The sequence below is a fragment of the Arachnia propionica genome, assembly GCF_037055325.1.
Lineage (GTDB): Bacteria > Actinomycetota > Actinomycetes > Propionibacteriales > Propionibacteriaceae > Arachnia.
This window is the reverse complement of sequence record NZ_CP146373.1, coordinates 1,336,144-1,349,137: the sequence shown is the minus strand read 5'-3', so window position 1 is coordinate 1,349,137 and position 12,994 is coordinate 1,336,144. Positions and strand designations below refer to the sequence as shown.

At 63.6% G+C, this 12,994-nt stretch carries 13 protein-coding genes; 8 read left to right on the top strand and 5 right to left on the bottom strand.

Features of this window, described 5'->3' with window-relative positions; all coding sequences use genetic code 11:
• Positions 1-59: 59 nt before the first annotated feature.
• A complete protein-coding gene (locus V7R84_RS06265) occupies positions 60-404 on the top strand; it encodes a MerR family transcriptional regulator (RefSeq protein ID WP_338573199.1) in 345 nt (114 codons plus the stop codon).
• A 125-nt stretch (positions 405-529) separates the two neighbouring features.
• Here V7R84_RS06265 and V7R84_RS06260 read toward each other — a convergent pair whose 3' ends face one another.
• The gene (locus tag V7R84_RS06260; RefSeq protein ID WP_338573198.1) at positions 530-1,411 is read right to left on the bottom strand and encodes a LysR family transcriptional regulator; all 882 of its coding nucleotides are present in this window, start codon (positions 1,409-1,411) and stop codon (positions 530-532) included.
• Positions 1,412-1,489: 78 nt separating this feature from the next.
• On the opposite strand from V7R84_RS06260, the gene V7R84_RS06255 reads away from it, so the two are divergent.
• The 6 genes from V7R84_RS06255 (at position 1,490) to V7R84_RS06230 (ending at position 7,080) form a co-directional block, all read left to right on the top strand.
• Entirely contained in the window at positions 1,490-2,413 is a 924-nt protein-coding gene (locus tag V7R84_RS06255) for an EamA family transporter (protein ID WP_338573196.1), read from the top strand.
• 13 nt (positions 2,414-2,426) lie between these two features.
• A complete protein-coding gene (locus V7R84_RS06250; protein WP_338573193.1) occupies positions 2,427-3,092 on the top strand; it encodes an NAD(P)-dependent oxidoreductase in 666 nt (221 codons plus the stop codon).
• A 111-nt stretch (positions 3,093-3,203) separates the two neighbouring features.
• Positions 3,204-4,472: an inorganic phosphate transporter gene (locus V7R84_RS06245; RefSeq protein ID WP_338573191.1), complete on the top strand. Its 1,269-nt coding sequence runs from the start codon at positions 3,204-3,206 to the stop codon at positions 4,470-4,472.
• On the top strand, positions 4,469-4,756 hold the full coding sequence (locus tag V7R84_RS06240) for a hypothetical protein (protein ID WP_338573189.1): 288 nt from the start codon (positions 4,469-4,471) through the stop codon (positions 4,754-4,756). The genes V7R84_RS06245 and V7R84_RS06240 overlap by 4 nt, the downstream gene beginning before the upstream one ends.
• A 105-nt stretch (positions 4,757-4,861) precedes the next feature.
• Positions 4,862-5,227, top strand: coding sequence for a hypothetical protein (locus V7R84_RS06235; protein WP_338573188.1), 366 nt, complete (start codon positions 4,862-4,864; stop codon positions 5,225-5,227).
• 152 nt (positions 5,228-5,379) lie between these two features.
• Positions 5,380-7,080, top strand: coding sequence for an ABC-ATPase domain-containing protein (locus V7R84_RS06230; protein ID WP_338573187.1), 1,701 nt, complete (start codon positions 5,380-5,382; stop codon positions 7,078-7,080).
• A gap of 96 nt (positions 7,081-7,176) precedes the next feature.
• On the opposite strand, the gene V7R84_RS06225 is transcribed toward V7R84_RS06230, so the two are convergent.
• The 4 genes from V7R84_RS06225 to V7R84_RS06210 form a co-directional block, all read right to left on the bottom strand.
• Positions 7,177-8,613 carry a glycine hydroxymethyltransferase gene (locus V7R84_RS06225; protein ID WP_338573186.1) on the bottom strand — a complete coding sequence of 479 codons (1,437 nt, stop codon included), beginning with the start codon at positions 8,611-8,613 and terminating at the stop codon, positions 7,177-7,179.
• A gap of 107 nt (positions 8,614-8,720) precedes the next feature.
• Entirely contained in the window at positions 8,721-10,460 is a 1,740-nt protein-coding gene (locus tag V7R84_RS06220) for an ABC transporter ATP-binding protein (protein ID WP_338573184.1), read from the bottom strand.
• Complete coding sequence (locus V7R84_RS06215; RefSeq protein WP_338573181.1) at positions 10,454-12,259, bottom strand: ABC transporter ATP-binding protein; 1,806 nt, start codon at positions 12,257-12,259, stop codon at positions 10,454-10,456. Before V7R84_RS06215 ends, V7R84_RS06220 begins: the two co-directional genes overlap by 7 nt.
• Positions 12,260-12,414: 155 nt before the next feature.
• Positions 12,415-12,735 (bottom strand): hypothetical protein, encoded by a 321-nt coding sequence (locus tag V7R84_RS06210; RefSeq protein ID WP_338573178.1) that lies wholly within the window; start codon positions 12,733-12,735, stop codon positions 12,415-12,417.
• Here V7R84_RS06210 and V7R84_RS15445 point away from each other — a divergent pair.
• Entirely contained in the window at positions 12,714-12,962 is a 249-nt protein-coding gene (locus V7R84_RS15445; protein WP_412728094.1) for a VOC family protein, read from the top strand. The two genes, V7R84_RS06210 and V7R84_RS15445, sit on opposite strands and share 22 nt — an antisense overlap.
• Positions 12,963-12,994 lie beyond the last annotated feature (32 nt).

Genomic DNA, 12,994 nt, shown 5'->3' with positions numbered 1-12,994 from the left:
GAACCTGACGTCAGTGTCAGGTGCAAGGCTGATGTCATGGACCCGGGCGGGAGGTGGAGATGCGGATCGGAGAACTCGCGGAGGCAACGGGAGTCAGCGTCCGTTCTCTGCGGTACTACGAGCAGCAGGGCCTGATCCGTGCGCGGCGCACCGCTGGTGGCTGGCGTGACTTCGAGGAACTGATGGTCGAGCGGGTGATCACGATCCAGCACCTGCTGGCCGCGGGCCTGAGTAGTGCGACGATGGTTGAACTCCTTCCCTGTCTGGAGGCCAAACCGGAACAACGAACCGGCGTGATGGACGAGCTCATTGTTCAGGAGATCGTAAGACTGGAGGCAAAACGTCGTGACATCGACCGGGAGCTGGAAGTGTTGCGGACGTTGAAGGATGACCTGCAGGGATGAGCCGAATGGAGGCTGGAGCGTGGTCCGAAATTACACTTGGATAGTTGCGCAGCACGCGACAGGAAGAATGGACTGAAATATACCATTTTCGGATTAAAGGCTGTGCAACTGTGCGGGCCGTTGAGTCACTTCGTGGCTGCTGAGGCCCGCAGCTCGTTCAGCAGGGAGTGTGCCGCAGCGGTCGGGTTGAAGTCATTCCATGCAAGATACTGCACTCTGGTGGGGCCATCCGACACGGGGATGGTTGTCCAATGGGGATCAGCAGTCAGACAACCCGAAGGAAGTAGAGCCACCGCGAGTCCGTGACTGACAAGGGACAGGGCGAACTCGGTGGACATCACCTCGAACATGACCTCACGGACGAGTCCTGCTGCGCTGAATGCCAGATCACTTTGTACGCGTCCCGGGGTTTCCTCGGGAAAGTCGACGAAGGTCTCGGCGGCGAGTTCCTTGAGCGTCAGTTCCTTGTGGGCTGCCAGGTGATGTTTAACGGGTATGACGGCGACGAGTTTTTCCCTGCTGAGTTCAAGTGTCTTGAGTTTATGGGGGACGACCGATTCGGCAAGACCGAGAATTGCCATGTCGACGATGCCTCGGTGCAGGGCAGATGCCAGCTCGTCGCTGCCGCCGCTCCGGAGGATGATTCTGACTGCCGGATGGGTCAGGTGGAACCGCTGCAAGCAACTGGGAATGTCCAGTGCAGTGACAGTGGGGATCAGACCCAGGGTGACTGTTCCACTGATTTCGCCGGTCGTCGCGATGGCGTCAGCCATGGCACGGTCCGCGGCTTCCAGGCATGCGCGTGCGGCAGGTAGGAAGGCCAGCCCGGCAGGCGTGAGTTCGACTCGCCTACTGGTTCTGGCGAACAGGCTCACCCCCAGCTCGCGTTCGACGTTCCTAATCTGATGGCTCAGTGCCGACTGGGCTACATGACACCGCTGCGCTGCCCGGGTGAAGTTGAGGGTTTCAGCTACGGCAAGTACGTAGCGCATCTGTTGGAGTTCCACTCATCTATCGTGCATCACGATGGAATCAATGAAAAATATGTTTTGGATTTATTGATTGTGTTGAGGGATCGTGAAGGTATGAGTACGTGGCGGGTGGGGCGAGCCGGTCGTGTTCTTGCGACGGCCTTCGCTCCGGTGGCGTGGGGAACCACCTATATCGTGACAACCGGATTGTTGCCTGGAGGACATCCGATGTTTGCAGCACTGATGCGTTCCCTGCCTGTCGGTGTGGTCGTGGTCCTCGTTGCACGCTCTTTGCCGAGAGGAAAGTGGTGGTGGCGGTTCGCGGTTCTGGGAACGTTGAACATAGGAGTCTTCTTTCCGTTGCTGTTTCTCTCGGCGGAGAGGTTGCCCGGGGGAGTCGCGGCCACGCTGGGAGCGAGCCAGCCCGTCTTCGTGGCTTTTCTGGCCGTTGCTCTGTTGCAGGAACAACTGTCCGGGTGGCGATTGGTGTGGGGAGCTATTGGGATGATTGGGGTCGGATGCGTGGTGCTCGGCCCTGGGGCTGGATTTGATCTGGTCGGTTTCCTGGCAGGTGTTGGTGGGGCTCTCGCCATGGGAACCGGAGTGGTGCTCACCAAGCGGTGGGGTCGTCCTCCGGGTTTTGGGCCGATCAGTTTCGCTGGTTGGCAGCTGTGCTCAGGGGGGATCTTGCTCCTGATACCTGCTCTACTGATCGAGGGGGTGCCGGCGCATATCGATTCTGGGGCCGTGATGGGGTATATCTGGCTCGGATTGGCTGGTGGCCTGGTGGCTTATTCCTTGTGGTTTTTCGGCATCGGGACCCTGCCAGTGACTGCCACTGCGCTGCTCGGGTTGCTTTCCCCCATGGTTGCTGCGGTCTTGGGTATGACGATAGGCGGTGAACGGCCGACCCTTCTCCAATTCGTGGGTTTTGCTCTGGCGTTGGCTGCAATGTTCGCGGGTCAGCTCGGTGGTCATGCAGAGAGTGAGAGAGCTGACACACCGAGCCGGAGAGAGAACTATGTCATATTTCGTTGAAAGGAGAAATGCGATGAAACTGGTTGTTCTGGGGGCCACCGGAATGGTGGGTTCACGAGTCACAAGGGAAGCTGTATCACGCGGACACGAGGTCTTGGCTGTGTCGCGGAGAGTGGCATCCCCGTCGCAGGGAGTCAGCTCGCTGAGCGCCGACATGACCTCGTCGGATCAGCTTGATGCTGCAATCTGCGATGCCGAGGCCGCCGTGCTAGCGGTTCGACCTCCGGCAGGGGAGGAGGAAGCCATTGTGTCTATCACCGAGAAGGTCCTGGACGCGATGGGTCGCAGCGGCACCCGCCTGCTCATCGTGGGTGGTGCCGGGGCGTTGTTCTCGCCTGATGAGCCCGGTCTTCTGGTGCGGGACGACCCACGGTATGTCCCTGAGGCGTGGCGAACTGTTGCCGGGGCGAGCGTGAATCAACTCGAGGTGTGCAGGGGATACACGCGACAACATTGGATATACCTCAGCCCGCCGTCCGTTCTCGAACCCGGGACTCGCACCGGCGCATACAGGCGTGGGACGACCGAGCTGCTCGTTGACTCCACGGGGATCTCCCGAATCAGTGCTGAGGACCTGGCAGTTGCCGTAGTGGACGAACTCGAACGACCATCGCGGGATCGACACTTCACTGTCGTGCAGCAGGATGGATATGGAAGATGTGGTTCTGACAGGCAGTGATGCGGGAAACCTTCCCCGCATCCAAGGCGTCGGGACGCTGATTATCGGACACGACTGGCCAGCCGTGAGATCAATTGCGTGTTTTGAGCCCGAACGCTGCAAACTAGTGCCGTGCCGCTAGAACTGTTAGTCGTGCTGCTGCTGGTGATCGCCACAGCCTTGGTCTTCGATTTCACCAATGGCTTTCACGACACCGGCAACGCCATGGCAACCTCCATCGCCACAGGCGCGCTGAAACCCAAAACCGCCGTGATGCTCTCAGCGCTGCTGAACCTCGTGGGCGCCTTCCTCTCTGTGGAAGTGGCGCTCACAGTCACCAACGCGGTGGTGAACCTCCAGGACGATGTGGGGGCGCCACGCCCCGAACTGCTCGGAGACGGTGGTGAGGGGCTGCTGCTGATTGTGTTGTCGGGTCTGGTGGGTGCCATCTTGTGGAACCTCTTGACCTGGTTGTGGAGCCTGCCGTCGAGTTCGTCCCACGCCCTGTTCGGCGGCCTCGTCGGCGCGACCATCGCGGGCCTGGGGTTTGGTGGGGTCAACTGGGTCGGTGACGGGACCAGACTCGACGGAGTGGTCGGGAAAGTGATCCTGCCTGCCCTCGTCTCGCCGGTCGTGGCGATCATCGTCTCGGGGGTGGGCACCTGGCTGGTGTTCGCGATCACCCGTGGGATGGACGAGAAACGCCGGGAACGGGGTTTCAGATGGGGACAGGTCGGATCGGCCTCGTTGATCTCACTGGCCCACGGCACCAACGACGCCCAGAAAACCATGGGGGTCATCACCTTGGCCCTGATCGCCACCGGAAGCTGGACGCAGCTGCACGCGGTGCCGTTCTGGGTGAAGGTGGCCTGTGCCCTCGCCATCGCGCTGGGAACCTACCTCGGGGGATGGCGAATCATCCGCACCCTGGGCAAAGGGCTTGTCGAGATCAGCTCTCCCCAGGGCATGGCCGCTGATGCGTCGTCGGCGGCAGTGATCCTGGCTTCCAGCCACATGGGTTTCGCCCTGTCCACCACGCACGTGGCCACCGGTTCAATCCTGGGAAGTGGCCTCGGGCGCTCCGGTGCCAAGGTGAACTGGCGCGTGGCCGGGAGGATGCTGATGTCGTGGGCAATCACCCTGCCTGCCGCCGCGCTCGCGGGGGCGCTCATGTGGCTGATCGGGCACCTGCTCGGTGGGCTATTCGGGGCTCTGGTGATAACCGCGATCCTGCTGGCAGCGGCATCGTGGATGTACCTGCACTCCAGGAAGTCCGCCATCGACCATAGCAACGTCAACGACGACTGGGTGGAGAATGTCACCGCTCCGCGCCCGTTGGCAGCCGCCACCGAGGTGGCGGATCTGATTGAGATCGAACAGCCTGAGGGTAGCTGCGCATGAAAATCCTCTGGCTTGCTTTCGAGGGCACCTGGCACGTCCTGCTTGCCGGGTTGCTCCTGGGGGCGGGGCTGCCGACGCTGTTCGCTCTGGGAGTGCGTTCCCTATCGATGGGCACTGGAGGTGATCCCAGCAGGAAACCAACCCTGGTGGGAAAAGCGACCGCAGCGGTGTGCTTCGCCGTGGTGCTGCTGGCCGTCCTAGCGGGAATCGCGACGATCGTCGCCCACGGGCTGGGGGTTCAACTGAGCTTTGACGGCATCATCCCGGTTTTCACCAGCAGATAGCCCTCTCGCGGCGTGACCGGGGCCGCGTCACAGATTTTCGCTCACGTCTCGGGCGAAATCTCTCCGCCCGCGCACGAATCGCGGAGCTTTGACGGTTCAGCGTCGGTGCAACCGGTCCTGCCCGGTCGCATCGGTGAACAGTCCTCCGCAAGCACCATCATAGGTGTGCTGTTCGGGATCGCCGCGCTGGCCGGCATCATCGCCAACCCGATTGTCGGGCACCTCATGACCTCGACGATACCCCGGTTGCTGGTCGGTGCCGGTATCGTTGCGGTCGCCGCGGCCCTGCTGGTCATCGGCTGGTCGGTCGAGCTGTGGCAGATCGGAATCGGTATGGGGCTTCTCGGCCTGTCCTCGGCGATGCTGCTCGCCCCGGCCACTACTCTGATCAGCGAGCAGGGATTTCGATCGGAGCTGCCGACCCTCGGGGTTCGCTCGCGCTGTACAACCTCGCTTATGCTGTTGGCCTGACCATCGGTTCGCTGCTGACGGGGTTCGGTGTGCAACAGACCGGGTTCACCACCGCGATGGCGATCACCGCCCTGGTGTTCGCGGTTCTCGGTGGCGTCGCTCTTGTTCGCCTGCCCACTGGGCTGGCGAGGACCACTGAATGAAGGACGTTCATGCGTGATGCAGAAACCCTGAGGCACGTCCTCACCCAACTCGACGGGCGAGGGTACGCCTCGTACAAGCAACTGGCCGGCAGCTACCGGATCGGTACCGTCCGGCTCGTCGTCGACCACGTGCAGGTCGACCCCTACGCCCCGCCGTCGCGGATGCGCATCATCGTCGACCGGGAGGTCGCGGATCTGCCATTCGACCTGACCGACGACGCCGCGGGCAGAATCGCGGTCTCCGACTTCCTCACGCGCCGGTTCGAGGACGCCGCACATCGGATGGTTCCGAGGCCGGAGGGGACGGGAAACGGCGGGTTCGTGGGTATCGGCCGGCCCGGCCAGGAGGTGCTGGAACGCACCAGCGTCGCCATCCTGGCGGACCGGGTCGAGGCCCGCATCGACGTCGGCCTGCCCGCATCCGGGCGCAGGGTCCGCGGACACCAGGCGGCCAGGCTCCTGACTGATCTCCTGCCGCGGGTCGCCGAGGCTTCCCTGCTGCACCGGAACCTCGACCGGCGTGCCCTGCGCGAACACGTCGCCCTGCTGCGCGACCAGGAACACCTCCGCGGACTCCTGCCGGGGCGCGGGCTGGTCGCATTCGTGGGTGACGGCGCAATCCTGCCCCGCCGCTCCGGCGATTCCGACCTGCCCCTCACCGGCGATGCGGTCGTTCCCTTCGAGAGTCCGGAAAATCTGCGGGTCGCCTTCGACCTGCCCAGCGGTCGCCGGGTCACCGGCATAGGCATCCCTGAGGGTGTGACTGTGATCGTCGGTGGCGGATATCACGGGAAATCGACACTGCTGCGCGCGATCGAACGAGGCGTTTATCCCCACATCGGTGGTGACGGCCGCGAATGGGTCATCACCCGCCCGGACGCGGTCACCATCCGCGCGGAGGACGGCCGGGCGGTCACCGGCGTGGACATCTCCTCGTTCATCACCAACTTGCCCTCCGGCGCTGACACGCGCTGTTTCAGCACGACCAACGCCAGTGGCTCCACATCCCAGGCAGCCAACCTCGTCGAGGCCATCGAGGCCGGAGCGTCGACGCTGCTGATCGACGAGGACACCTCGGCCACGAACTTCATGATCCGCGACGAACGCATGCGCGCCCTCATCCCCGCTGCCCAGGAACCCATCACCCCGTTCGTGGACCGCATCCGGCCCCTGTACGGAGAGCTCGGGATATCGACGATCCTCGTCGCCGGGGGTTCCGGGGCGTTCTTCGAGGTCGCCGACCACGTTATCGCCATCAACCGCTACGCGCCCGTGGACGTCACCGAAAGGGCACACGACATCGCGACCGCCACGTCGTCCGCCGAGATGACGGAGGTCTTCACCGGCATGCGGGCGGGACGGCTCGGGGGCGTGTCCTTGCCGCCATCTGGCACTGGTAAACCCGCCAAGGCGCGGAGCCGCACCAGGATCCAGTACGGTCGCGACGACATCGACCTCGCTGCGGTACCGCAGCTGGTCGATGTCGCGCAGACGCAGGCCATCGCCTACGCGCTGGACCGCATCGGTGACCTTGTCGACGACCGGGCTGGCATGTCCGAGCGGATCGACGAACTGCTGCACCGTCTCGATGAGAAGGGCCTCGACTGGCTCTCACCCCACCGCGGTCATCCCGGGCACCTCGCCCGCCCTCGCCGCCACGAGATCCTGGCCGCCATCAAACGCCACCGGGGACTCCGGGTCCGGCCCTGACCTCTACGGAGTTTCTGTGGAACTCGAATCCGGTTGAGCTGAACTGTTCGCTGGTGCTTGTGGATCGGCTCAACCGGATTCGAGAGGGTACCTCTCTCAGATCTCGAAATCCGGGTAGAGCGGATGCAGATCCAGGAGCTTCGCCGCGCGATCCTTCGATCCCTCCGCGACCTCCGGGGTCAGCTCGTACTTCGCTTTGCCCGGTTTGCCGTCCTTCGTGGTGATCGGTGTGGTCTTCTTCAGCACGTCGGTGATCATGGCCGCGACCTCGTCCATGTCGGACGTGGTGAAGCCTCGCGATGTCAGGGCCGGGGTGCCGAGCCTGATGCCCGAGGTGTACCAGGCGCCGTTGGGGTCGTTGGGCACCGAGTTGCGGTTGGTGACGATGCCGGAATCCAGCAGCGCCGACTCCGCCTGCCGCCCGGTCAGGCCGAAGGAGGAGACGTCCAGCAGCACGATGTGGTTGTCGGTGCCTCCGGTCACCAGGGTGCCGCCGCGTTTCAGCAGCCCTTCGGCGAGGGCGCGGGCGTTGTCGACCACCCGGTGCGCGTAGTCCCGGAATGCCTCGGTGCGGGCCTCCGCCAGGGCGACGGCCTTGGCAGCCATGATGTTTGACAGGGGACCGCCCAGCACCATCGGGCAGCCGCGGTCGACGTCACCCGCGTAATCCTTGGTCGCCAACACCAGGCCGCCGCGCGGGCCGCGCAGCGACTTGTGGGTGGTGGTGGTCACCACCTGGGCGAACGGCACCGGATTCTCGTTGCCCGTGAACACCTTGCCCGCCACAAGGCCGGCGAAGTGGGCCATGTCGACCATCAGCACCGCGCCGACGGAATCGGCGATCTCCCGCATCTTCGCGAAATCGATGCGACGCGGGTAGGCGGAGTAGCCGGCGACGATCACCAGCGGTTTGAACTCGGCGGCCTGTGCAGCGAGCGCATCGTAGTCCAGCAGCCCGGTTTCGGGGTTCGTGCCGTAGGAGCGTTGGTGGAACATTTTTCCCGACACGTTCGGTCGGAACCCGTGGGTCAGGTGCCCGCCCGCATCCAGGCTCATGCCCAGCAGCCGCTGGCTGCCGAACCGTGCCCGCAGCGTCTCCCAGTCGGCCTCGGACAGCTCGGAGACGTTCTTCGAACCGAACTCCGCCAGCGCCGGGGTCTCGATGTGGTGCGCCAGGATTGCCCAGTAGGCGGTCAGGTTTGCGTCGATCCCGGAATGGGGTTGTGCGTAGGCGTATTCGGCGCCGAACAGCTCACGCGCGTGCTCGGCGGCCACGGACTCCACCATGTCAACGTTCTGGCAGCCCGCGTAGAACCGGTGGCCGATGGTGCCCTCCGCATACTTGTCGCTCAGCCAGGTGCCCATCGTCGCGAGCACCGGCAGGCTGGCGTAGTTTTCGGAGGCGATCAGTTTCAGGGAAGCGCGCTGGTCGGTCAGCTCGCCGCGAATCGCTTGGCTGATCCGGGGCTCGACTTTCCCGATCACATCCAGCAGGGTCTTGTAAGCGCCTGAAAGCGCCGTTGCATCAGTCACATCTACTCCTCTGGAGAATTGGTGGTGGAACCCAATCTAGTCCCCGGGGAGCGGTCGTGAGAGCCGAACCCCAGGGGAAGACCTGACGGACAGCTGTTTGACGCGCATCAGGCCAGCCGCCAACTGCTGATGGCCCGGGAATCCTCGAGCAATTCCGCGAACAGTCCCTCGGTTTTCGCCAGCTCGCTGGGGGATCCCTGCTGTATGACCCGGGTGACCTCACCGGTTTCGCGGCCGCTCAGCACCGCCACCGAATGGGCGTTCATGACGGTGCTCAACCGGTGGGCGATCACCACCACTGTGCGGCCTCGAGAGAGTTCCTCGAGGGTCGCGGTCAGTACCGCCTCGTTCTCGGCATCCAAGGCCGAGGTGACCTCGTCGAGCAGCAGGATCGGGGCGTCCTTCAGGAAGGCGCGGGCGATCGAGACGCGCTGTCGTTCACCACCCGACAGGCGCATTCCGCCCTCGCCGACAGGGGTGTCGAGTCCCTGCGGCAGCCGTTTCAAGGCGCCCTCCAGGCGGGACCGGCGGATCGCCTCGTCCACCTCCTCATCGGTGGCCCCGGGTTTGGCGATGCGAATGTTCTCGCGGATGGTGGTGTTGAACAGGTACACGTCCTGGAAGACCATCGAGATCATCGACATCAGCTGCTCCGTGGCGATGTCCTTGACATCAACCCCGCCGATGGTGACCCGCCCGGCGGACACGTCCCAGAATCTCGCCACTAGTTTCGTCAGCGTCGATTTGCCACAGCCAGAAGGCCCGACGATCGCGGTGATCCGATCCTGTGGTGCTTCGAGGGAGAGGTTCTGGAACAGGGGGGTGTTCGGGTCGTAGGCGAAGGCGATGTTCTGGAACCTGATGTCGTGGTTCTCGGGAACTTGTGGTTTCTCGGGTTCGGGCATCACGGGGGTGTCGAGGATCTTTCCGATGGCCTCCAGTGAGATCTCGCACTTCTGGATTTCCCCCTGGTACAACAACGCGTGGGACATGGGGGTCACGAGCCGGGTGGTCATGACCACGACGGCCACGAATGTCGCTAGGTCCAGCGATCCATTCAGGGAAAAGGCCAGCCCGAAGGCTAGAACCCCGGTGAAGACGGCGTGGGTGATCACCAGCAAGGCTCCCATGGGTGGGCCCTGGAGCTTGAGCAGCCGGTGAACACCCTGGTTCTCCGCCTCCAGGGTGCTCCGGATGGGAGACCACTGCATGCCAGCCAGAGCGCGGGCCCTGAGGACGGGCTGGAGCTGGGCGTACTCGATCAGCCTTCCCGCGCTGGCCGAACTGAGCATGGGTTCTTGGGCGTGTTCCTGTTTCATGCTGCGTAGCCCCCAACGCCACACCACATAGGTGAAGGGCAAGCTGACCGCCATCACCAGGGCCAGCCGCCAGTCGAAGAAGAAGGTGGCCACCATGACGGTGCCGGGAATGACGATCGCCGAGACCAGGTTGGGCAGCACCACGGAGGCCAGATGCGAGAGGATGTCCACCTCGCTCGACACCGCGGCTGCCACGTCCCCGGCGCTCCGGGCCCGGAACCAACCCAGTGGGAGAGCCGAAACCCGGCGCCCGATCTTCGAGATCAGGGTGCCGCAGACATCGATGACGCTGACGCGCATGGCCACGACCATGCTGATCCAGTTCACCAGGAAGGCGGCTGCACCGAGACCGATCAGAACCCACAACCACGACAGGGCGGATGCCGGATCCGGGCCCAGGAAGGCCCGCAGGAAGGGGATCAGGACCACGAAGGCCAGGCCCTGCAGCAGCGCGGAGACGGCGTAACCGGCGATCAGTGCATTCACGGCCCCTGGTTTGTCGAGATAGCGGCGGAACTGCTTCAGCATGCCGGTTCCTTTCCCTCGAATCCTTCACGGGCATGGGTGATATCGGTCTGGTTCCGCCACAACCGGGCGTAGGGACCGTCCCGGGTCAGCAGCTCATCATGGGTTCCCAGCTCGACGAGCCGGCCCGCGTCGATCACTGCTATCTGATCCACACCCTGGATCGTGGAGAGCCGGTGGGCGATCACGATCACCGTGCGTTTCTGAGCTAGGTTGCTGATGGCCTGCTGGATCAGGCGTTCGGAATGGCTGTCGGCCTGTGCTGTCGCCTCGTCGAGGATCAGGATGGGGGACGCGGCCAGGAAGGCCCGTGCGATCGTCAGGCGTTGCGCCTCACCCCCAGAAAGATGGGCGTCCTCACCAATGATCGTGTCGTAGCCGTCAGGAAGCTGCATGATTCGATCGTGCATACAGGCGGCCTTGGCGGCTTCCTCGATCTCGTGGTCGGTTGCATCCGCATTCCCGAGGGCGATGTTCGCGCGGATGGTGTCGGTGCTGAGCATGACGTCCTGGAAAACCAGCGACATTGATGACAGCAGTTCCTGCGAAGGCTGGTCCCGCACGTTGCGTCCGTTGACGAGCACCGTTCCGGAATCGACGTCCCAGAAACGTGCGATGAGCCTGGCTAACGTGGATTTTCCGCCACCGGAGGGGCCGACCAGCGCCGTGACCGTGCCCGGCGGGCATGTCAGAGAGAGCTCCTGGATGACAGGCTCCCCGGGGTTGTAGGAGAAACTGACGTCGCGGAACTCCACCGCGGGGGCGTTCTCCTCCGGGGCAACCTCGGTGTCCGGTTCTGATAGTTCCGGGGCCTGCAGGATGTGCAGGGTGCTGTTCGCGGCCTGCTTTGCCGCGTACAGGTTCTGTGACATCTCCATCAGGGTCAGCAGCCCCTCGGGCAGCCCGACCCACACCAGGGCAAAGGCCACCACCGTCACCGGGGACAACCACCCGTGGAACGTGAACATTAGGCCCAGTCCCATCGTTGCGGCGAACACCGGTCCGGGCCGCAGCAGCGAGGCGATCAGGCTCAACCCGATGCTCTGCTTGCGCATCCAAGTCAGGGAAACCTTGGAGAACTTCTTCTGAGCTTCGTCGAAACGTCCGAAGACATCCGCGGTCATGCCGAAGTTCTTGACCTCCTTGATGCCGTCCACCAATTCCACGGTCCGGTCCGAGAGTTGCCGTTCGGCCTCGGAATAGTCATCGAACACCTTCCTGAGCCCCTTCATGCCGGTCGCGTACACCACGACCGCGATCAGCAGGTAGCAGCCGATCAGTAGACCGGCGAAGCGCCAGTCCAGCCAGAACAGGTAGCCGAGACTGACCAGCAGGCTGATGAGGGAATTGGCGAAGTCGCCAGCCAGGTGTGCCACCAGGGAGTGGATGTCGGCGGTGTCGTTCGAGACTGCCTGCCGGATGCGGCCTGAACTCCGAGCCGAGAACCAGCCGAGGTTTACAACCCCCAGTTTGCCGATGAGCCGCTGACGGAGCTCGTGGCGGAGTCTCGCCTCCGCGGCGTGGTTGTTGCCCAGCGCGTAGGTGTAGGAGAGCGAATGGATCACCATGCACACCACCGCGGCGATCACCCACCCCCACAGGTGCGCGGGATCTGAGTTCCCCGCCAGTAGGGAACGGGTGATCTCGACGATCGCCATGTAGGGCACCACCTTGAACACCGCGCCCAGGGCAGCAAGGGTGAAGCCCAGGTACATCGAGCCGCGTGCACTGCGGACCAGATCCCACACGGACCTCGGAGCATTCACGGGAATGGCGTCAGATACAGAAGATTGCGTTGACATGATGTCTCTTCCAGATAGAAGGTAGGCATACCTAAGCTAGCATTCTGGGGGTATGCCCCTGCAAGGGGTTCTGGAAAAGCTCGTGTGGTGTGATTGGCGCCCTGAGTAGGTCGTGGGGTCATGGGGCATCGCGCGATCGGGCGCTTTGCCGCCCGTCAGCGTAGGAGCGACGTGAGCAGGCGATCCAAACCCTCCAGGGCGGTTTCCAGAGCGGCGGCAGGGGAACCTTGGTGGATGACCCACAAAGCCGCTTCGTTCATGGCTCCCGAGAGCAAAGCAGTCATCGCGTGGCCTTGCTGCTGTTCGATTCCCGCCGCCGTGAGGGCTTCGCCGAGAAGCTCCTGAGAGTTCGTGGCGTCCAGGCTGCGCCATTCCTGCCAGCCCATGATTGCCGGGGCGTCGATCAGCAGGATGCGAGCGGGGGCGGCCTCGGTGATGGCCTCCAGGAAGGCGTGTGACCCGGCCTTCAATTGCATCTCGGGATCGGGGCCGGCTGCCTTGGGGTGTGTTGCTGAACATCGAACTGGATGATGTGGACACTCTCCATGCGCAGGTCATTGGAATGGGTCTGGAACCGGTCCTGCCCCTGAGGGATGAGCCATGGGGACAGCGGCATTTCATCATTGAGGGGCCTGACGGCGTTGCGGTTGACGTCATCTGCCCCATTGAGCCAAGTGCGGAATTTGTGGCCTCGTACAGCTAGAGCCGCGAGGTTCTGAGAATCTAGTCGAACAC